This is a genomic window from Novosphingobium sp. SL115, from assembly GCF_026672515.1.
Lineage (GTDB): Bacteria > Pseudomonadota > Alphaproteobacteria > Sphingomonadales > Sphingomonadaceae > Novosphingobium.
The window spans coordinates 1,218,267-1,239,532 of record NZ_JAPPRG010000002.1 but is presented as its reverse complement, the minus strand read 5'-3'; the positions used below and the strand labels follow the sequence as shown (position 1 = coordinate 1,239,532).

Here is a 21,266-nt window from a genome sequence, read left to right as displayed (position 1 = left end):
TGCGGCGAATTATGAGTTTCACCTTGCGAAACGCAAAATCCCGAATGCCTCGTGCAAAATCAAGCCCGTTGACGCAGCAATAGGCAACGGAAGAGGAAACCGATGACCGAGCCAGCACAAAAAAGGCCGAGCGTCCTGTTCATTTGCACGCAGGATACCAAGGAAGAGGAAGCCCGCTTCACCCGCGCCATTCTGGAGCAGGCGGGCGTGGACGTGGTCCATCTTGACCCTAGCGTGCGCCGCACGCTTGGCGGGGCGGAAATCGCGCCGGAAGTGGTAGCTCAAGCAGCAGGCATGACCATCGAACAGGTCCGGGCATTGCACCATGAAGGCAAATGCCAGGACGTCATGATCCGGGGCGCCATTGCCGCCGCCCACGCATGGGATGCAGACCATCCGGTTTCGGGCATCCTTGCTATTGGCGGGTCAATGGGCACCGCGCTGGCGGGCGCACTGATGCAAAGCTTCCCCTATGGCCTGCCAAAGCTGATCGTATCGACCATGGCGTCGGGCTTCACCAAGCCCTACATGGGCGTGAAGGACATCGCGATGATGAACGCGGTGACCGATATTTCCGGCCTCAACACCATCAGCCGCGAAGTTTTTCGTAATGCTGCCAATGCCATGGCAGGCATGGCCAAGGGGCACGAACGCGAACGAGGACCGGACAGGCCGCTGGTCCTCATCACCACGCTGGGCACCACCGAAACCAGCGTGAAGCGCATCCGGCAGGCACTGGAAGCGGACGGCTGCGAAGTCATGGTGTTCCATTCGTCCGGCGCGGGCGGTCCCACGCTGGATGGCCTTGCCGCCGACAAGGACGTGGCGCTGGTGCTGGACCTGTCGCAGACCGAAATCCTTGACCACCTGAACGGTGGCCTTGCCGATGCCGGGCCTGACCGGGGCCGCGCCGCGCTACAAAAGGGCATCCCCACCATCCTTGCGCCGGGCAATGCCGATTTCATCATCGGTGGCCCGATCGATGCGTCGCGGGCGCAATTCCCCGGCCGCCGTTATCACGAACACAACCCGCAGCTTACCGCTGTGCGGACCAATGTAGCTGATCTGGAACGGCTGGCCGACCATCTGGCCGCCAATGTCCGCGCGGCAAACGGCCCGGTGCGCGTGTTTACCCCGCTGCACGGCTTTTCCAACCATGACAGTCCGGCAGGCCACCTGCTCGACCTGTCAGTCCCCGGTCCGTTTGCCGCATATTTGCGCAAGGTCATGCCCGAAAACGTGCCCGTGACCGCCGTGGACTCCCATTTCAATGACCCAGCCTTTTCCAACGCGGTGATTGCCGCCGCGCGCGAAATGCTGGCTGCCGGACGCTGATCGCCATGCAAGACGACCTGCCGCTCACCCACGAAGACATTGCCGAAATCGCGGCCATCCTCGAACAATCGGGTTACCGCGAAATCGACCTGTCCACTCGCCGCTTCCGCCTGCGCGTGGCAAAAACCGATGCCGATGCAACTGGGGTAACGCAGGAGTGGCAGTGGGCGGGCAACACCGCGCAAGCCGCTGTCGAAGTCCAGACCACTGCCGCAAACCCAGATGCCATCTGCTCCCCTTTGCCCGGCACGTTCTATCACGCGCCGCAACCCGGTGCGCCGCCGTTTGTCAAAGTGGGCGATGAAGTGGGACCGGAAACCGTGATCGGCATTGTCGAAACGATGAAGCTGATGAATCCGGTCCATGCGGCGCGCAGCGGCACTGTGGCCGAAATCCTTAGCGCCAATGGCACGTTGGTTGCCAAGGGCGAAGCGCTGGTGCGGCTGGCATGACCATCCGCCGCCTGTTCATCGCCAATCGCGGCGAAATTGCCCTGCGCGTCATCCGCACGGCCAAAGCCATGGGCATCGAAACCGTATTGGGCGCGTCCGAGGCCGATGCGCATTCGGTGCCTGCAAAGCTGGCAGATCACGTGGCCATCGTCGGCCCCGCTCCATCGTCGCAAGGCTATCTGGTGATCGAACGGGTCGTGGCAGCAGCGGTTCAGGCCGGGTGCGATGCGGTCCACCCCGGCTATGGCTTCCTGTCTGAAAACGCTGGATTTGCCAGCGCGGTGGCACAGGCCGGAATGCGCTTCGTCGGCCCGGACATCGCCACGCTTGAAGGCATGGGCGACAAATTGGCCGCCCGCCGCCTCGCGGTGGAGGCGGGCCTGCCCGTTCTGCCCGGCGGTGAAGCTGCAACGCGCGATGCCGTCCATGCCCGCGCTGCGCAAACCGGTTATCCCCTGCTGCTGAAAGCCGTGGCGGGTGGCGGCGGCAAGGGCATGCGCCGGGTGGATCATGCCGAAGATCTCGACATCGCATTGGATATGGCGCAGGCCGAAGCGCAGGCTGCATTTGGCAACGGCGCGGTCTATGTCGAACGCTTCGTGGCGCGCGGACGTCATGTCGAAGTGCAGCTTCTGGGCGACGGCAACAGCGCCATCCACCTTGGCACGCGCGATTGCTCCATCCAGCGCCGCTTCCAGAAACTGGTCGAAGAAGCTCCCGCCCCGGCTATGCCCGAAACGGCGCGCGCGGGAATCGAACAGGCTGCCGTCACGCTGGCCCGTCATCTCGGCTATCGCGGTGCGGGAACGGCGGAATTTCTGGTCGATGCCGATGATTTCTCGTTCTACTTCCTCGAACTCAACGCCCGCATTCAGGTGGAACACCCTGTCACCGAAGCGATCACCGGGGTCGATCTGGTGGAACAGCAATTGCTGGTCGCATCGGGCAAACCGCTGGGTCTGACGCAGGCGATGGTGCGCCCCAGTGGGCACGCCATCGAAGTGCGCATCAACGCCGAAGACCCCGACGCCGATTTCCGCCCCTGCCCCGGCGTGGTCACCCGTGCCGCATGGCCTGCGGGCGCTGGCGTGCGGGTGGACACCCACATTGCCGCAGGGGGCGAAGTGCCGCCGTTCTACGATTCGCTGATGGGCAAGCTGATCGTCCACGGGGCCAGCCGCGAACAGGCACTGTCCCGCATGGCGCAAGCGCTGAAATCGCTGACCATCGAAGGCCTGCCCACCACCGCCCCGCTCCACCGCCGCATCATGGCCGATCCGCGCTTTATCGCGGGCGGCGTTGATACCGGCTTTCTCACAGGGCTTGCGCTATGACCGAAATCCGCCTCGTCGATGTGACCATGCGCGATGGCAACCAAAGCCTGTGGGGCGCCACCGGCCTCAACACCGCGCACATGCTGCAAGCCGCCGCGCTGACCGAGGCTTGCGGCTTTCGCGCCATAGACTTCACCTCATCCAGCCACATGGCGGTTGCCGTGCGCTATTTCCAGAACGACCCGTGGGAACGGCTGCGCAGGATGCATGCGGCCATGCCCACCACGCCGTTGCAGTTCATCACCACCGGCCTGCGCTTCATCGCGTGGCAGCAGGCAGACCCCGAATTCATGCGGCTGGTCTATCGCGCGCTTCAGGCCAATGGCGTGGGCCGCTTTGTCCTGTTGGACCCCATGCATGAAGTGCCCGCCGTGATCGAGGCGGCAAAGCTGGTGAAGCAGGAAGGCAGCGCCGAAGTCATGGCCGCGCTGACGTTCACCCTGTCGGAAATCCACACCGACCAGTTCTATGCCGATTTTGCCCGTGCCGTGGGGCAAAGCCCGGACATCGACCTGTTCTATATCAAAGACCCGGCGGGCCTGCTGTCGGTGGACCGCGTGCGCACACTGGCCCCGGCGGTAAAGGCCGCCATCGGCAACCGCCCGCTGGAAATCCACGCCCACACCACCGTCGGCCAAGGCATGTTGACCAGCCTTGAAGCGGCGAAGCTTGGCATATCGGCCATTCACGTCGGCGTCGGCCCCGGTGGCGATGGATCATCCCTGCCCGAAGCTAACCGCATGGTCGCCAATCTGGAAGAGGCCGGCTTTTCCGTGGGGATCGACAAGCCCGCGCTGCGGCGGCTGACCACCTATTGGAAAAAGGTCGCAGCTGCAGAAGGTCTGCCCGCAGGACAGCCGCAGAACTTCGATGCCAGCTTCCTGCGCCACCAGATCGCGGGCGGGGTGATGACCACCATCGCCCGCCAGTTGGACGAACTGGGACTGGCCGACCGTATGGGCGCGGTGATTGCCGAAACCGGGCAGGTGCGCGCCGATCTTGGCTATCCCATCATGGTCACGCCGTTTCCGCAGATGGTCATGACGCAGGCGCTGTTCAACGTGATTGGCGAACGCCGCTATGCCCAGGTGTCCGATCAGGTGATCCGTTACTGCATGGGCAAATTCGGCAAACCCACATCGCCCGTGGACAGGGCCGTGCTGGCCACGATCATGGACCGGCCCCGCGCGCGCGAACTGGAAAACGAACCCATGTTCCCCGCCCTTGCCGACCTGCGCCGCCAGTTCGGCAGCCATCTGCCAGACGAGGAATTCCTGCTGCGCGCGGTCATGCCGGGCGAACAGGTGGACGCCATGCTGGCCTCAGGGCCTTCGCGCGCCACATACACGCCCGAAGCCGCGCCCATCTTGTCGTTGCTACGCCAACTGGCCGCACGGCCACAGGCCCGCGACATCGTGGTGGAACGCAATGGCTTCCGCCTCGCCCTTCATGCCGGAGCATCGCTTTGACACTATCGCCTGACTTCAAAGCACGGTTGAAAGACGCCGCCGGTTTCATCTTCGACATGGATGGCACCATCGCGCTGGGCGATGCCAAAAGCGGCGGCCACCGCGCCCTGCCCCACGCCATCGCCACGCTGGAAGCGCTGAAGGCAACAGGCACGCCCTATGTCGTGTTCACCAACGGCAGCGCCAAACCGCCCGCCGCCTATGCCGCATCGCTGCGCAATGCAGGCTTCCCGGTGGAAGACGGGCAGATGCTGACCCCATCATCCTCCACCGCGATCTGGCTATCCAAAAAGGGTATCGGCAAAGTGCGCGTCCTGGGCAACGCCGGATGCGCTGCGCCACTGGCGGACGCAGGACTGGACGTAGTCGGCCCGGCAGAGGCGGCCGAAGGGGTGGAAGCGGTCTATACCGGATGGTTCCGCGAATTTGATTTTGCCGCGCTGGAAGCCGCCTGCCATTCGTTGTGGAACGGCGCACGGCTGGTCACGGCCAGCAACGTACCGTTCTTTGCCACCGAGAATGGGCGGGCCATAGGAGCCAGCTTTCCCATCAACGCCATGCTCACCGCGATGACCCGCAAACGCCCGCGCATTCTGGGCAAGCCATCGGCAGAAGCGTTCGACACCGCGCTGACCATCATGGGTCTGCCCAAGTCGGCATCTGCCCAAGTGGTGGTGGTGGGCGATGATCCTGCACTGGAAATGCGCATGGCAAACGCCGCTGGCGCCATGTCCATCGGACTTGCCACCGGCATCATGGGTTCAGAGGCCGATCTGCCCCCGCGCGACCGGCCGTCAGTGCTGTTAAGCGATCTTCAGGTGCTGTTAGAGGCTCTTTAGGTCACTCAGGATTTCAGCTCTTGCGGCAGCAGTGCGGCGGGGAAATTCTGATAGCAGACCGGGCGCAGGAAACGGTCGATCGCCATGGTGCCGACCGACGTGGTGCGCCCATCCGACGTGGCGGGATAAGGCCCGCCATGCACCATCGCCTCGCACACTTCGACCCCTGTGGGCCAGCCGTTGACAAGAATGCGCCCCACCTTGCGTTCCAGCACCGGCAGCAGACGCCGGGCCGCCGTTTCGTCCGCCGGATCGATCTGCAAGGTTGCGGTCAACTGCCCTTCAAGCCCTTGTAAAACCGCGCGCATCTCCGCTTCGTCAGCACAGACCACGATGACCGACGCCGCGCCGAAAACCTCATGCCCCAAAGCCTGATCGGCCAGGAACTGCGTCGCCGTCGTGCGGAACAGCGCAGCACCCGCAAGCCCTTGATCGGCAGGGCCAGTGGCCAGCGTTTCAACAGCAGCGTTTTCGGCAAGCGCCGCAGTGCCTTGCGTATAGGCATTGCGGATGCCGCCAGTCAGCATCACTTGTGCCGGAGCGGTCGAAACCGCACCCGATGCGGCGGCAACGAATGCGTCCAGCCCTTCGCCTGCCACGGCCAGAACAAGGCCGGGATTGGTGCAGAACTGCCCAGCCCCCATGGTGAGCGACTGGGCAAATTGCGCACCGATGTCCGCCCCGCGCGCCTTCAGGGCTTCGGGCAGCAGCAGCACCGGGTTGATGCTGGACATTTCGGCATAGACCGGGATTGGCACGGGCCTGCCTTGCGCGATGCGAGCCAGCGCCAGCCCGCCACTGCGCGACCCGGTAAAGCCAACCGCCGCGATGCGCGGATCGCGCACCAAAGCCTCACCCAATTCGTGCGACGGGCCGACAAGATGCTGGAACACGCCTTCCGGCAGGCCCGCCTGCGCCACGGCGCGCGCCACCGCCTGCGCCACCAGCGCACCTGTCAGCGGGTGGGCAGGATGGCCTTTGACCACCACCGGGCAGCCTGCGGCCAACGCCGATGCGGTGTCGCCGCCGGCAGTAGAAAAGGCGAGCGGAAAGTTGGATGCGCCGAACACCGCCACCGGTCCCAGCGGGATCATCCGCAAGCGCAGATCGGGCCGGGGCGCGGGCTGGCGGTCGGGCAGAGCAGGATCGATCCGCACCTGCAACCAGTCACCCCGCCGCACCACATTGGCAAACAGACGAAGCTGGCCCATGGTGCGGCCCCGTTCACCTTCAAGACGGCCACGCGGCAGCCCGCTTTCGGCCATGGCAGTTTCGATCAGCACATCGCCAATGCCCAGAATTTCGTCCGCGATCCCTTCCAGCAGGCGGGCGCGGACTTCGTAGTCGGCGCTGCGGAACGTATCAAACGCCGCTTCGGCCAGCGCGCAGGCGGCGGCAACATCGGCCGGTCCATGGACCGGCAGTTCATCGCCATGGGCCTCACCCGTTGCGGCGATCACGGAACGGAATGCGGTCATGGCGAAAATCCTCGGACGTTGGCGGTGCAAAGCCTGCAAAGACCCATGGGCCAGCGGGCAAAAAAGTGCCCGGTCCGCTCAAGGGTGGCGAACCGGGCAAGGGAGTAGGTCGTTGTTCAGAAGGTGAACTTGGCCCCGACGTTGAACTGGCGACCGCTGTGGGTCAGCACGTTCAGACGGTTGGTTTCGTCCACGAACTGGTCGTTCTTGGTGTCGAGCAGGTTGATCGCCTCAACGCTCACCTTGATATTGTCGGTGATGGCATAAGACATCTGCGCGTCGAAGTTGGTCGTGCTGTTGGTGCCGTTATAGGCGTTGCCTTCGGTGCCGGGCACAGCGGTCAGATAATTCGAACGATAGGCCAGCGAGCCACGGACCGAGAACTTGGCGTCTTCATAGTAAAGCGTCAGGTTCGCGGCGTTCTTGGACAGGCCGAGCAGCGGCGCGGTGACCGTGGACGCACCGTTGGCCGAGGTGAGATATTCGATATCCGACTGGACGTAGGTGTAGTTGGCCAGCACGCCGAAGTTCTTGAGCACACCCGGCAGGAAAGTGAAGGGCTGCTGCATGTTCACTTCAAAGCCCTTGAGCTTGCCCCCGCTGGAATTGACCGGGCGGCTGACGATGAAATCATCCGTCGGGCTGGCGGTGGTGCCGGTGAGCAGGGAATCGGGCAGGCCTAGCGAAGAATAGGGCGCGGTGACGGCCAGTGTCTGGACGAACGTACCGATGTCTTTCTGGAACAGCGCGACGGAATAGATCGCGCCCTTGGCCGGATACCATTCCACCGCGAAATCAAGGTTGGTGGATTCGGTCGGCTTCAGGTCCGGGTTGCCCGAACTGAAGCTGCGGTTGCCGCCCGATACGTTCAGGTTGCCGCCCGGCGTGATCGACGCGATGCCTGCGCGCGCCATGGTCTTGGCTGCTGCGAAACGCACCAGCAGATCGGGCGTCACATCATAGACAAGGTTGGCCGAAGGCAGCCAGCGATTATAGCTGCGGTTGGACGATACCAGATTCACTGCCGTACCCTGGCTCGCATAGCCGGTCGAAATCTGGCGCGTGTTGACATAGCGCACCCCGGCGTCACCGCGCAGCGGCAGGCCGGCATCTTCCAGGTTGAACGCGACCATACCCCACGCGCCCAGATCCTTTTCGGTCACCGTGATGAACGACCCGCGCGCCGTGGCATTTTCAACGCCGCCGGTCTGGTAAAGCGGATCGGTATAAGTGCCGAGGTTGGACACGAAGTAATCAAGGTTGGGCACGACCCATGCGTTGGGTGTGCCGGTGGGCAGATCAAGCCCGCGCCCGAAGCCCGAAAACAGCGTAGTGGCAGCGGCAAGCTGAGCTGCGGTCAGCGTGTTTACCCGGGTTTCGCCCAACAGACGGCGGCGTTCGGTGGAATTGTAGGTGAACTTGCGCCAATCAACCCCGGCCTTCAGCGTGAACAGATTGCTGGCCTTCCATTCCAGCGCGCCCTTGGCGGTGGTGAAGGTGTTGTCCACGGTCTGCGGGCGGATGCGGACTTCGGATGTGCCGTTGACGTGGGCAAAGCCCGCAGGCGACGTTACGTCAAAGCCCGGAATGATCGCCGGGAAGCGGCTGGAGAAGTCGTATTTGAAATCCTGTGAATTGATCGAGTCGATCGTCACTGTGGTCTGGATCGGGTTCTTGAACGCCGATTTGGAATAGCCGACCAGCCCGGTGAACTTCAGGCTCTCGCCCAGTTCCTGCTCCAGATTGCCGGTCACTTCGTAAAAGTCTGTCACCAGCTTGTCGAAGCGCGACTGCGAACGCAGATCGACGTTGTCAAATTCACCGCTGATGATGTTGTTGTTGGCATCAACCACACCGTTGCGGATGATCGTCTGCGGCTTGCCCGTGCCCGAACGCGAGAAACTGATCGCCTGAAGCTGGGCTTCGCTGCGGGTGCCATCCAGCCGCGAATAAAGGCCGTCGATGGACAGCAGCGTGGTTTCCATCGGGCGCATCTGCACCGAAACCGCCGCGCCAAGGCGCTTCTGGTTGATGTCGTAGGACACAAGACCCGGAATGCGCGGGTGGAACAGCGCGGTATCGGGATTGGCATCGTTGATCTGGGCGATGGTCTTGCCCGAAAGGGTGGACGCCGCATTGAAGCCACCGTTGAACCCGCCATAGGTCCAGCGCGTGATGTTCGCGCCCTCTTCCTTGATCCGGCGTTCTTCATACGAAATCGACATCAGCACGCCAAAGGTGCCGGCATCGTTGGTGGTCGTCGCCAGCGTGGAGATGCGCGGCGTGGTCTTGCGAGCGAGATCGTTATAGCTGCCTTGCACCGACACGCTAACCGTGGGTTTGCGGAAATCGAACGGGCGGGCGATGTTCAGGTCAACCGTCGCGCCCAGCGAACCTTCCTCGACATCGGCTGAAGCGGTTTTGCGCACGGCAAGGCTGTTGAACAGGTCTGACGAGAAGATGTTGAAGTCGAAACCGCGACCACGGTTCACGCCGCCCGAATTGTCCGTGCCGCCGGTGGTGCCGATGGCTTCCATGCCGTTGATGCGGACACGGGTATATTCAGGGCCAAGGCCGCGCACCGAGATATTGCGGCCTTCTCCGTTCACACGGCTGATCGCCACGCCGGGAATGCGCTGCAGCGATTCGGCAAGGTTCAGGTCGGGAAATTCGGCAATGTCTTCAGCCTTGATCGCGTCAATCGCCGACGTTTCCTTGCGCTTCAGACCCAGCGCGCTGGAAAGGCTCTCACGAAAACCGGTGACGATGATCGCCTGTTCGCCCGCGCCTTGCGCATCGACCGCGTCTGCCGAATCCTGCGCAAAGGCTGGAACCGCAACAATGGTGGCCAGCGCCGAACTGCAAGCAAGCGCGGCCCGAACGGCGCGCACGTTGAATAGTGCCATTTCGCATCCCCTCATACTTGGCCGCTAAGGGCCAAATCTTTCCCGGTCGTATTTCGCCGGAGCGCCCTTTCGATAACCCTCGTCCCTGCCCAAAAGCCAACCTCAATCGCGCATGAATCATTGCGCGCCTTGCACTGATCGACCGGTGATCGTTGCGCGGATGCCTACAAGTTGCCGTAACGGTACGCAGGCACCGATCCAGCCATGATTTAGCTTGATCGCTGCGCAATTGGACTTGGACCGCATTTTCCGACTTGGCTACCAGTGTTGGCAAGGCCCGCGAACACCCGGTGCGCCAAGGGACGCGGGGCCGCAAAGAGCGCACGACGGAGATGATGATGCCTGTGGAACAAGACCTGCGGCCAACCCGCGTCCGCTATCGCATCATTGCGCTGATCTTTCTTATAACCACGCTCAACTATGCCGATCGTGCAACGTTTTCGATTGCCGGAGAGGCGGCATCGGCAGAACTGGGCCTCAGCGCGGTGCAAACAGGCTTTATCCTGTCGGCTTTCGCATGGGCCTATGCGCTGGCGCAGATTCCTGGCGGTGCGCTGCTCGACCGGTTCGGCACCAAGCGCATCTATATCGCGGCCATCGTCATCTGGTCGGCCTGCACGGCGGTTCAGGGCTTTGTCGGCTGGATTCCGGGGCTGGCCGCAGTGTCCACGCTGTTTGTCATGCGCTTTCTGGTTGGCCTTGCCGAAGCGCCATCGTTCCCCGGCAATGCCCGGCTGGTGGCGGCATGGTTTCCGGCGCGCGAACGCGGCACCGCATCAGCCATTTTCAATTCGGCGCAGTATTTCTCGCTGGTAGCCTTTGCCCCGCTGATGGGCTGGCTGGTCCACACCTTCCACTGGCGCGCGGTGTTCTGGGTGATGGGCGTGCTGGGCCTTATCGCCGCGCTGGTGTTCAAGCTCTTCATCCACGGGCCGGACCGGCACCCCGCCATCAACAAGGCCGAGCTGGACCTGATCCGCGAAGGCGGCGGGCAGGTAAACATGGAACAAGCCGCCAGCGGCGCGGCCCCTGCCCCCACCTTCAACTGGGCCAATGTCCGCCTGCTGCTGACCAGCCGGATGATGCTGGGCATCTATCTTGGCCAGTATTGCATCAATGTGCTGACCTATTTCTTCGTCACATGGTTCCCGATCTATCTGGTCAAGGAGCGCGGGCTGAATATTCTGGAAGCGGGTCTTGCTGCTGCCGTCCCGGCGATATGCGGCTTCATCGGCGGGCTTGCTGGCGGGGTCATTTCCGACCGCATTCTGGCCCGCACCGGCAATGTCGACCGTGCGCGCAAGGTGCCGCTGGTGCTGGGCATGGCGCTGGCCACGCTGATTATCGCCTGCGTCTGGGCAGAACAGGAATGGCTGGTCATCCTGCTGATGTCGCTGGCCTTTTTTGGCAAGGGCGTGGCATCGCTGGGCTGGGCGGTGATGGCCGACGTGGCCCCGCGCCAGCTTGCAGGCCTCTCGGGCGGCGTATTCAACATGTTCGGCAATTGCGCCGGGATCGTGACGCCGATCGTGGTCGGTTACATCGTCGCCGCCACCGGATCGTTCGATCTGGCACTGGGCTTTGTCGGGCTGCACTGCCTGCTGACCATCGTTGCCTATACCATGATCGTCGGCCCGCTGCGCCGTCTGGAACTGCCCGCATGAGCGCTGACCGCCGCACCGTCCTGACAGGGCTGGTATCGTTGGCCGCGCTGCCAGCGATAGCCCGCGCGGCGCCTGCGCCGTTCCATCTGGATACGCCGATGGCCGCCCCGCGCTGGGCAACGATGCAGCGCGACCTGCTGGCCGCCCATACCGCCGCGTGCGAGGACTATTACCAGCGCTACGTCGACAAGAACGACGCGCTGGAATGCTTTGTCCGCTGGGGCGCGAACGATGGGCCGGACGATGCGGCGGAATTCACCAACGACTGGGTGCTACTGCACGCGCTGGGTGCATCGGACCGGTTGCTCACGCTATCGCAACGCTTTTGGGAAGGACACTTGCGCCAGTATGGCCGCGCCCGCACCCGCGACGTGCCGGTGGCCCGACGCGGCATGTATCACCGCGATTTTCCGGCGCAGATGGACTGGCAGCATAACGCCGAAGGGCTTTCCACCTTCAACGTGATGGGCCTGAGTGCGCCTGATGATCCGCGCCTTGCCCTGCGCACCCGCATGTTTGCCGATCTCTATACCGGGCGCGACCGTTCGGTGGGTAATTATGACCCGAAGGCGCGGGTGATTCGCAGCCTGATGAACGGCAGTCGCGGCCCGTTGCTGCGCACGGCAACGCCGCTCGACTGGGCAGGCGATCCGTTCGACGCCAGCCGCTTCCACCTTGAACATGGTGAGGACGATTACGCGCAGTTTCTTGCCCATTATGCCGAATATACCGACGTCGTGGGCGACAACCCGCTGAACCTTCAGGCAACCACGCTGGGGCTGAATGCCTATGCGCTGGGGCTGGGGGACAGGTTCCGGCAATGGGCGCTGGACTACTTCGATGCATGGGCCAGTCGCGCCCGCGCCAATGGCGATATCCTGCCCAGCAAGGTCGGGCTGGACGGCAAGGCCGCGCCCGATTGGTGGGGCGGCACTTATGGCTGGAATTTTTCCCCCGTGGTCCCGCAAACCGGAGCGCGCGAACACCGCAACCGCGTGCCGCGTTCGATCACCGCGTTCTACAACGCCCTGCTGCTCAGTGGTGATATGGAATACATGCACCTGTGGCGGCGGCAGACCCAGCGCATTAACAATGCCGCCTGCATGGTCGATGGTGCGCTGTCTGCGCCCACAATGTATGGCCCGGATGGCTGGCACGGCTGGAAGGCCGGGCCATACCGCACCAGTGCCTTTGAAATCTGGTATGCCACGCAAGACCCGCAAGACCGCGAGATTGCCGGTGACGATCCGTGGATCGCATTTATCGAAGGCCGCAATCCCGGCTATGCCGAAGAGGTGTTGAGCGCCGACCGCCAACGGCTGAACGCGCGCGTTGCGGCCTATCGCGCCGATACTTCAACGCCCGAAACCCGGCTGGCCGACTGGACGCTGGACTTCAACCCCGCCAGCGCCAAGGCTTTGGTCCAGACCATGACCGGCGGCCTGCATATCGCCCGTCCAACATGGTCGCGCACCAGCCCGCCGCAAGGTGGCGTGCCGCTGCATTGCCGCTTGCGCTATTTCGATCCTGCCCGCCGCCGCGCCGGAATACCCGAAGATGTGGCCGCGCTGGTCCACGGCATGACCGACCGGGAAACCCGCGTCACGCTGGTCAATCTGGGCACCGCCCCGCGCGACGTGGTGGTGCAAGGCGGCGCCTTTGGCGAACATCGGATCGATGCGGTGATGCAGGGCAGCGTGCGGCGTGATGTGGCTGCGCGCAGCTTTGCCGTCACCCTTTCCCCCGGTTGCGGCGCGGACCTGACGCTGGCGATGACCCGCTATGCCAACCGGCCCTGCCTGTCGCTGCCGTGGAAGCGGTGAATATCACCCACCCGGTTTGATATAAGGAATCGGCGCGAGCAGCTTGCGCTCCGACCCGCGCGGATCGCGCTCCACCCGCACTTGGAGGTCAAAGATCATCGTGTCGCGCCGATCCAGCGTGAAACGCGGCCAGTGCGGCAAGTCGCCGCCATTGGGATCACCATCGCGCGCCAGCCGGATAAAGGCATCGGCCATCTGCCCGGCCAGCCGCGCCGCTTCCAGCGTATTGCCAGTGCGGGCCTGTGGCAGATGCGTGTTGGCAAAGACCAGCCCGATATCCAGCGTGTGAAACGCACCCAGCACCCCGCCTGCTTCGGGTGAGGGGAAATCAAGCTGATACATCCATGTCGGCCCCGGCGCGTCTGCCGTGCCCAGCGCCGCGCGCGCTTCCGCCTGCACCAGATGCCCCGGCCATGAGCGCGCGGCAGTTGAAATCGCCAGCAGAAGCTGGCCCGGCGTGCGTTCAGGGTAAAGTTCGCGGTAGCGCGCCACCAGCCATTGCGGATCGGCATCCTTGACGATCTGCTGGCCCACGCGCGCTTCCAGATTGTCCCATGTGGTGTCGTCCGCCTTCAGCGTGGACGCCAGCCAGTATCCGGTTTCGTCGTGGGTATTGCCGATAATCAGCGGAATATCCGCCGCCCCTGCCGGGGCATCGGGGAAGAACGGATGGCGTTTCAGCACCCGATGATCCAGCGTCGAGGCAAAGCTGATTGCGCCCTTCGCCTCAATCGGGTCACGCGCGGCCATCGCTTCGACCAGCCGTTCCATCGGCAATGCGCGGAAGGTGGCAAAATCATCTGCCCCCGCCGCCTTCATCCACGCAGCAGCGCGGCGGGTGGCGTTCATCGGACCGATGGCGGTGACGTGCTGCCCGCTCATCGTTGCGGCGGAATGGAATAGAGGTCGCGCCGCTTCCATCGCCATGAGCGTCACCACTTTGGCCCCGCCGCCCGACTGGCCAAAGATCATTACCCGACGTGGATCACCCCCGAACCCGGCAATGTTGTCGCGCACCCATTCCAGGCCCGCGCAAATATCGAGGTTGCCGACATTGCCGGATTCCTCAGGCCCGCCCAGATTGGCGAAATAGCCATAACCGAAGCCCGCCAGCCGGTGGTTCAGCGTGACCACCACCACATCGCCCCGCCGCACCAGATTGCCGCCATCATACAGCGGATCGGAACCAGACCCATGGGCGTGTGCGCCGCCGTGCAGATAGACCATCACAGGCCTTGCCCCGGCATCCAGCGCCGGGGTCCATACGTTCAGGAACAGGCAGTCTTCGCTGATCGGTTCTTCCGCATGGGTCTGCGGCGCTGCGGCGGCATAATCATGCGCAGGCGCGATGTCGGCCCAGGCCTGCGGCACATTTGCGCGGGCAAAGCGCGTGGCGCGCGTATCCGCACCATAGCGCACCCCGCGAAACACCAGAACGCCGCTTTCCCGATACCCCCGCACCCGCCCATGGCGCGTCCGGGCAACAGGATCGGCGCCTTGCGTCACCCGCCCAGCACCTGAAGGCACAGCTTGCGCACCGCATCCAACGCAGGATTGGCGTTTTCGCGCTTCCACGCCATGAACAGTTCCACCGGCTTTTCAGGCTTTGTCGCCAGCCGCCGGAACTGCACGGCATCAGGATGCAGGTCAGCCGCAGATTCTGGCACGATGGCCGCCGCCACGCCTGCCCGCACCAATCCCAGCATCGAATGAATTTGCGTGACGTGTTGCAAGACCTGCGGGCTGATCGCTGCGTCATCGAAAAAGCGCATCAGCATATCATGGAAATAGCCCGCTCCCTGCCGCGAATACATCACCATCGGATGCCCTTCGAGATCGGCCATCGAAAGCTCGTCCTTGGCCTCGCGCGGGTCGCCTTCGGGCAGGGCGACGACCAGCGGTTCACTGCGCACCAGCGCGGTGTCAAATTCGCTGCGCACGATGGGTGGGCGCATGAAGGCAAGGTCCACCATCCCCGTCAGCAGGGCCTCCGTCTGGTCGCTCGACACCATTTCATGCAGTTCAAGTTCGATGTTCGGCAACGCGGTGCGGGCAGTTGCCACGATGCGTGGCACCAGCGAATACCCTGAAACCGCGGTAAACCCGACCGACACCTTGCCTGCATCGCCCTTGGCCACGCGCCGGGCGGAAAGCGCGGCATTTTCAGCCAGCCGGACGATGCGCCGCGCCTCGATAAGGAACACCCGCCCCGCAGGCGTCAGCGCCACATTGCGGCTGGTGCGTTCCAGCAAGGTCACGTCCAGAATCCGCTCAAGCAATTGAATTTGCCGGCTCAGCGGGGATTGCGTCATGTTCAGACGCCGGGCAGCGCGGCCGAAGTGGAGTTCTTCGGCCGCGGCCACGAAACAGCGAAGCTGGCTCAGTTCAAACATGGCGCAGAGCCTAGGCCAATCAGGCCGCTCCGACGAGGGCCTTGCTGTCCACCTTGGCGATCAGCACGCGCAGTTCGTCCTGCTCGGCAGCGCTCAGATCGGTCAGGGGCGAGCGCACCGGCCCCGGATCGCGCCCGATCACCCGGCATCCGGCCTTGACGATCGACACCGCATAGCCGCGCCCGCGATTGCGCAGGGCGATATAGGGCAGCACGAAATCGCGCAGCTGTGCCTGCACATGGGCATGATCGCCCGCGCGCACAGCTTTGTAGAACGCCAGCGCCCATTCCGGCATGAAGTTGAAGATGGCCGATGAATACGTCGTCACACCCATGGTCAGATACGGCGTGGCATATGTTTCCGCCGTGGGCAGGCCGCCGATATAAGTCAGCCGGTCACCCATGCGGGTATAGATGCGCTGCATCAGCTCAATGTCGCCCACGCCGTCCTTGAAGCCGACAAGATTGGCATTGCGATCACACAGGCGGGCCAGCGTTTCGTCGTCCAGAATGGCGTTGTCGCGGTTATAGACAATCACGCCAAGGCCGGTGGACTGGCACACCGCGTCGATATGCGCGGCAAGGCCTTCCTGCTTAGATCCCACCAGATAAGGCGGCAGCAGCAGCACGCCATCCGCGCCCGCCTTTTCAGCGCCGCGCGCAATGCCAGTGGCAATGGCCGTGCCATACCCGCAACCTGCGATCACCGGCACACCATCCTTGCGCACTTCCACCGCAGCGCGCACCACATCCACCACTTCATCGGGCGTCAGCGAAAAGAATTCGCCGGTGCCGCCTGCGGCGAACAGGCCGGTCAGTTCATGGTTCAGCATCCATGTGCAGTGATCCTGAAAGGCCCCAAGATCGATGCTCCCATCGGCAGAAAACGGGGTGACGGGAAATGACAGCAGCCCTTCGCCGAGCCGGCGTGCCATTGCTACGGGGTCCATTGCAAGCTCCTCTCAAACTGCGCCGATGCGCAGGTTTTGCTTGCTCCGGACTTAGTTGTTCGGCCCCGCGCGGTCCAAACCAAACCCGCGATGGACTGATGCAGGGATTGGCTAGATCAACCGCAAAGTGCCGCGCAAATGCCATCAATTCCCCAGTTCCCTGTTGCATCCGGCAATGTTGCAGCGCACAAGCGCGCCATGCGCATCGCCATTGTCGATGAAAGTGCCAGCCGCGCCGCCGTGATCCATGAAGGGCTTGCGGCGATGGACGACTGCGATATCTTTGTGGTGACCGAACGCCGGGGTCTGGTGGCCCGAATTGGCGAGATTGAGCCAGACATCGTGCTGATGGACCTTGGCAACCCTTCGCGCGACGTTCTGGAAGAATACTTCGCCGTCAGCCGGGTTCTGGCTCGCCCCATCGCCATGTTCGTGGATGAAAGCGATGAAGACGCCATCGCCGCATCCATCGATGCCGGCGTTTCATCCTATGTGGTCGATGGCCTTGCCCCGCACCGCATCCGCCCCATCCTTGATCTTGCGGTCAAGCGCTTCAACGCCTTTTCCCGGCTGCAATCCGATCTGGCTGAAGCCAAAGGCAAGCTGGCTGAACGTGATACCATCGACAAGGCCAAGCGCATCCTGATGGACAGCCGGGGCTTGACCGAACCACAGGCTTATACAGAACTGCGCAAGGCGGCAATGAATCAGGGCAAGCGCATTGGCGACATTGCCGAAGCTGTCGTCACCGCGCACAAGCTGATGGGAGGAAGCTGATCTCGATGGAACTGACTGTCGGCTTCCTGCCTCTGGTCGATGCCTGCCTGCCAATCCTGGCGCGCGAACACGGCTTTGCCGAAGAAGAAGGCATTTCGCTGCGGCTGGTCCGCGACATGAGCTGGGCGACGGTGCTCGACCGGCTGCTCTATGGCCACAGCGACGCCGCCCACATGGTTGCCCCGCTGGCCATCGCGACCACGCTGGGCCGGGGGCGGCCTGCGGTGCCGCTGTCGGTGCCCTTCGTGCTGGGGCTGAACGGCAACGCCATTACTCTTCGCCGTGATCTGGCCGATCAGGTCTGTCCCTCAGGCGCACTGGGCGATCCGGTGCAGGTTGGCGCGGCACTGGCCCGCGTTGCGGCACAACGTAAAGCTGCCGGAAACCCGCTGCGTTTTGGCGTGGTGCACCGCTTTTCCAGCCACAACTACATGCTGCGCTACTGGCTGGCCGGTTGCGGCATCCGGCCTGACCGCGACGTTGAAATCACCACCGTCCCGCCGCCGTTCTGCGCCGATGCATTGGACGCAGGTGAGGTTGACGGCATCTGCGTTGGCGAACCATGGAACAGCGTGGCCGTGGAACGTGGCGCGGGCCGTATCGTGCTGGTTACCGCGCAGGTCTGGCGGCGCGGCGTGGAAAAGGTGCTGGCCATGCGCCAGTCCGTGCTGGAAGATCGGCGCGAGCAGATGGAAGGCCTGATCCGCGCACTGGTCAAGGCGGGCCGCCACTTTGTCGATCCCGAAAACTGGGAAGTGAACGCCGCCATTCTTGCCCGGCCTGAATATATTGACGGGTCGGCCCGGCTGATTCACCATGCCATTTCTGACCGGCTGCTGTTGGTTCGGGGCGGCGATACGGTGAAATATCCCGACTTCATGTTCCAGTACCGCGAAGCGGCCAACTTCCCCTGGGTCAGTCAGGCTGAATGGCTCTATTCGCAGATGGTCCGATGGGATGGTGTGGGCTTTGACCCATCCGAAGCGGCCCATGCCGCCCGCGTTTTCCGCCCGGATGTATACCGCAGCGCATTGCTGGGCACTGCAGAACCGCTTCCCGGTGCCAGTTCAAAGGTCGAAGGCAGCCTTGCCGGGCCAACCTCCGTCAGCATGCAGCAGGGCATTATAACGCTGGAAAACAACAGTTTCTTTGACGGTGCCACGTTCGATCCTGTTCACCTGTCGGACTACATCCAAAGCCAGGCCAACGAATAAAATTCTGCTGCACCGCAAAAATCGCTTGCCGAATCCGCCCCGAATCACATAGCTTGCGTCTTGTCGATGAAGCGCTGCCCAAGGTCGGGCGGACAAACCGCTTCCCGACGCAGCAGTTTCATTGCGTGGCAACGTCGCCGCCCAGACCTCCCTTTTCGGGATGCGTTCGGGCGGCTTTTTCGTGTTGTTCGCGCACCGCTTGAGGGGTGGTAAGATGGACGGATTTCGGGGTTTCGCATTCAACCGGCGCGGTATGATCGCAGCGTTTCTGGCAGGCATTGCAGTGGCAGGTTGCGGCCAAAGCGCTGATGCGCCGGAAAAGCCTGCAGCTTCTGCCAATGGCCTCGAAAAGCCGGTCCTCAAGCTTGGCTTCATCAAGCTGACCGACATGGCACCACTGGCCATCGCGCAGGAAAAGGGCTTTTTCCGCGAAGAAGGTCTGACTGTCACACTCGAACCGCAGGCCAACTGGAAAGTGCTGCTCGATGGCGTGGTTGGCGGCCAGCTTGATGGCGCGCACATGCTGGCAGGCCAGCCCATCGCCGCAGCAGCCGGCATCGGTGCAAAGGCCAAACTGATTGCCCCCATCAGCCTCGATCTCAACGGCAATGCTATTACCGTATCGAACAAGGTCTGGGGCGAAATCGCGCCCGGCCTGCCCAAGGGCGCCGATGGCAAAGTGCAGCACCCGGTTTCGGCTGCCGCGCTGCAGGGCAAGTCGCTGAAGTTCGGCATGGTTTTCCCGTTCAGCCCGCACAACTACGAATTGCGCTACTGGTTGGCCGCAGGCGGCATCAACCCCGGCTTCTATCTGCCCGGCGATACCGCAGGCACCACGTCGGCGCAGGTGCAGATTTCGGTCACCCCGCCGCCGCAGATGCCCTCAACCCTCGAAGCTGGCACGATCGACGGCTATTCCGTGGGTGAACCGTGGAACCAGGCCGCCGTTAAAAAGAAGATCGGCGTGCCGATCATCACCGACGAGGAAATCTTCAAGGGCAATCCCGAAAAGGTTCTGGGCCTGACCGAAGAATTTGCCACCAAGAATCCGAAGACGGTCAAGGCGCTGCTGCGCGCGATCATCAAGGCCCAGCAATGGCTTGATGCCGACGGTGGCAAGAACCGCGCCGAAGCGGTCAAGATTCTGTCGATGTCGCAATATGTCGGTGCCGACGCCGATGTGCTTGCCGCCAGCATGACCGGCAAGTTCACCTTTGCAGCAGGCGACACTCGCGACGCTCCGGATTTCAACGTGTTCTTCAACCAGCACGCGGGCTATCCGTTCTATTCCGATGCGGTGTGGACGCTCACCCAGATGCGTCGCTGGGGCCAAATCCCGGCAGACAAGCCCGACCAGTGGTATTTCGACACCGCCAAGGCCGTCTATCGCCCCGACCTCTATCTTGCCGCTGCCACCGAGCTGGCCGAAAAGGGTGTTATTCCGAAGGATGTGATCCCGCAGACCGATGGCTACAAACCTGAACAGTCGGGCTTCATCGACGGCCTTACCTTCAATGGCAAGCAGCCCAACGCCTATCTCGCCAAGTTCACAATCGGCCTCAAGCAAGGCCAGACCGTGACCCCGGCCGGCGTCAAGTAAGCCAAGGACATAACCCATGAACGCCGTTCCGCTCCGCAAGGATGAATTCCTGGCCGTCAAACCAAAGGACAAGGAGGAGAGCGCGCCTCTCCTCCCCATCGCCAAGGAAACATCTTCCGTGCCAACCGCTCCCAAATTGCCTTTTGGCCTGAAGCTGCCGGACATGCGCTCCGCTGCCGAGGCCGCTTGGCCTCCACTTGTCGGCATCGGCGCATTCCTTGGCCTTTGGGCGCTGCTGGCGCCTCTGGTGCAAACCTCGCTGGGGGCGCTGCCGGGACCGGGCGATGTGTGGGCGGCGTTCACCGGCCTGATGGAAGAAAACGCTGCGGCCCGCGTTTCTGCGGCTGAGGCGGTTGCGGCGGGCTATTCCTACAGCGGCCCGCCCACTTTCATCGATCAGATCGGCACATCGCTGTTCACGGTGGCGGCGGGCTTCCTTCTCGCCACGCTGTTCGCCGTGCCGCTGGGCCTTGTCGCGGGCATGTCCAAGCGGGTGAACGCGGCTATCAACCCGCTGGTGCAGGTGATGCGCCCGATCAGCCCGTTGGCATGGCTCCCCATTGTCACCATGGTTGTCTCGGCTTCGATGACCAGCGATGATCCCACGCTGGCGAAAAGCTTTGTCGTGTCAGCCGTGGTCGTCATGCTCTGTTCGCTGTGGCCCACGCTTATCAACACCGCCATCGGCACCGCCAGCATCGACAAGGATCTGATCGCGGTGGGACGCGTGCTGCGCCTTGGCTGGTTTGCCAAGCTGACCCGGCTCGTCCTGCCTTCGTCGTTACCCTACATCTTTACGGGCATGCGCCTGTCGCTGGGCACCGGCTGGATGGTGCTGATTGCCGCCGAAATGCTCGCGCAGAACCCCGGCCTTGGCAAATTCGTGTGGGATGAATTCCAGAACGGTTCGGAAAAGTCACTGGCCCGCATCATGGTTGCCGTGGTGGTGATCGGCCTGATCGGCTTCGGTCTGGACCGTGTGATGATGGCCATGCAGGCCTTCGTCAGCCGCAACCGCACCGTCTGAACCAAA

16 protein-coding genes are annotated in these 21,266 nt (G+C 63.1%); 11 read left to right on the top strand and 5 right to left on the bottom strand.

Going from position 1 to position 21,266, the window contains the following annotated elements; translation table 11 throughout:
• Window positions 1-102: 102 nt before the first annotated feature.
• From OVA07_RS07525 to OVA07_RS07505, 5 genes are read left to right on the top strand one after another with little or no spacing between them, the layout of a single operon-like run.
• Window positions 103-1,335 carry a Tm-1-like ATP-binding domain-containing protein gene (locus OVA07_RS07525; protein ID WP_268170840.1) on the top strand — a complete coding sequence of 411 codons (1,233 nt, stop codon included), beginning with the start codon at window positions 103-105 and terminating at the stop codon, window positions 1,333-1,335.
• Window positions 1,336-1,340: 5 nt separating this feature from the next.
• Complete coding sequence (locus tag OVA07_RS07520) at window positions 1,341-1,787, top strand: acetyl-CoA carboxylase biotin carboxyl carrier protein (protein ID WP_268170839.1); 447 nt, start codon at window positions 1,341-1,343, stop codon at window positions 1,785-1,787.
• Window positions 1,784-3,121, top strand: coding sequence for an acetyl-CoA carboxylase biotin carboxylase subunit (locus OVA07_RS07515; RefSeq protein WP_268170838.1), 1,338 nt, complete (start codon window positions 1,784-1,786; stop codon window positions 3,119-3,121). The genes OVA07_RS07520 and OVA07_RS07515 overlap by 4 nt, the downstream gene beginning before the upstream one ends.
• On the top strand, window positions 3,118-4,590 hold the full coding sequence (locus OVA07_RS07510; protein WP_268170837.1) for a biotin carboxyl carrier protein: 1,473 nt from the start codon (window positions 3,118-3,120) through the stop codon (window positions 4,588-4,590). The genes OVA07_RS07515 and OVA07_RS07510 overlap by 4 nt, the downstream gene beginning before the upstream one ends.
• On the top strand, window positions 4,587-5,429 hold the full coding sequence (locus OVA07_RS07505; RefSeq protein ID WP_268170836.1) for an HAD-IIA family hydrolase: 843 nt from the start codon (window positions 4,587-4,589) through the stop codon (window positions 5,427-5,429). Before OVA07_RS07510 ends, OVA07_RS07505 begins: the two co-directional genes overlap by 4 nt.
• Window positions 5,430-5,434: 5 nt before the next feature.
• Here OVA07_RS07505 and OVA07_RS07500 read toward each other — a convergent pair whose 3' ends face one another.
• Both OVA07_RS07500 and OVA07_RS07495 read right to left on the bottom strand, forming a co-directional pair.
• Window positions 5,435-6,907 (bottom strand): aldehyde dehydrogenase (NADP(+)), encoded by a 1,473-nt coding sequence (locus tag OVA07_RS07500; RefSeq protein WP_268170835.1) that lies wholly within the window; start codon window positions 6,905-6,907, stop codon window positions 5,435-5,437.
• 116 nt (window positions 6,908-7,023) lie between these two features.
• Entirely contained in the window at window positions 7,024-9,813 is a 2,790-nt protein-coding gene (locus OVA07_RS07495; protein WP_268170834.1) for a TonB-dependent receptor, read from the bottom strand.
• Between the two features lie 254 nt (window positions 9,814-10,067).
• Here OVA07_RS07495 and OVA07_RS07490 point away from each other — a divergent pair, with 254 nt between their 5' ends.
• Window positions 10,068-11,477 (top strand): MFS transporter, encoded by a 1,410-nt coding sequence (locus OVA07_RS07490; RefSeq protein ID WP_326493113.1) that lies wholly within the window; start codon window positions 10,068-10,070, stop codon window positions 11,475-11,477.
• On the top strand, window positions 11,474-13,300 hold the full coding sequence (locus tag OVA07_RS07485; protein WP_268170833.1) for a hypothetical protein: 1,827 nt from the start codon (window positions 11,474-11,476) through the stop codon (window positions 13,298-13,300). Before OVA07_RS07490 ends, OVA07_RS07485 begins: the two co-directional genes overlap by 4 nt.
• Before the next feature lie 3 nt (window positions 13,301-13,303).
• Here the strand turns inward: OVA07_RS07485 and OVA07_RS07480 are convergent, their stop codons facing one another.
• The 3 genes from OVA07_RS07480 to kdgD are packed head-to-tail and all read right to left on the bottom strand — an operon-like array spanning window position 13,304 to window position 16,627.
• Window positions 13,304-14,806, bottom strand: coding sequence for a carboxylesterase/lipase family protein (locus tag OVA07_RS07480; protein ID WP_268170832.1), 1,503 nt, complete (start codon window positions 14,804-14,806; stop codon window positions 13,304-13,306).
• Complete coding sequence (locus OVA07_RS07475) at window positions 14,803-15,693, bottom strand: LysR family transcriptional regulator (protein WP_268170831.1); 891 nt, start codon at window positions 15,691-15,693, stop codon at window positions 14,803-14,805. Before OVA07_RS07475 ends, OVA07_RS07480 begins: the two co-directional genes overlap by 4 nt.
• 19 nt (window positions 15,694-15,712) lie before the next feature.
• Complete coding sequence (gene kdgD / locus OVA07_RS07470) at window positions 15,713-16,627, bottom strand: 5-dehydro-4-deoxyglucarate dehydratase (protein WP_268170830.1); 915 nt, start codon at window positions 16,625-16,627, stop codon at window positions 15,713-15,715.
• A 213-nt stretch (window positions 16,628-16,840) separates the two neighbouring features.
• Between kdgD and OVA07_RS07465 the strand changes: the two genes are divergently transcribed.
• The 4 genes from OVA07_RS07465 (at window position 16,841) to OVA07_RS07450 (ending at window position 21,260) form a co-directional block, all read left to right on the top strand.
• On the top strand, window positions 16,841-17,419 hold the full coding sequence (locus OVA07_RS07465; protein WP_268172645.1) for an ANTAR domain-containing response regulator: 579 nt from the start codon (window positions 16,841-16,843) through the stop codon (window positions 17,417-17,419).
• A complete protein-coding gene (locus OVA07_RS07460) occupies window positions 17,419-18,633 on the top strand; it encodes a CmpA/NrtA family ABC transporter substrate-binding protein (protein ID WP_268172644.1) in 1,215 nt (404 codons plus the stop codon). Before OVA07_RS07465 ends, OVA07_RS07460 begins: the two co-directional genes overlap by 1 nt.
• Before the next feature lie 214 nt (window positions 18,634-18,847).
• Entirely contained in the window at window positions 18,848-20,233 is a 1,386-nt protein-coding gene (locus OVA07_RS07455) for a CmpA/NrtA family ABC transporter substrate-binding protein (protein WP_268170829.1), read from the top strand.
• A gap of 16 nt (window positions 20,234-20,249) precedes the next feature.
• Window positions 20,250-21,260, top strand: coding sequence for an ABC transporter permease (locus OVA07_RS07450; protein ID WP_268170828.1), 1,011 nt, complete (start codon window positions 20,250-20,252; stop codon window positions 21,258-21,260).
• The last annotated feature ends 6 nt before the right edge of the window (window positions 21,261-21,266 follow it).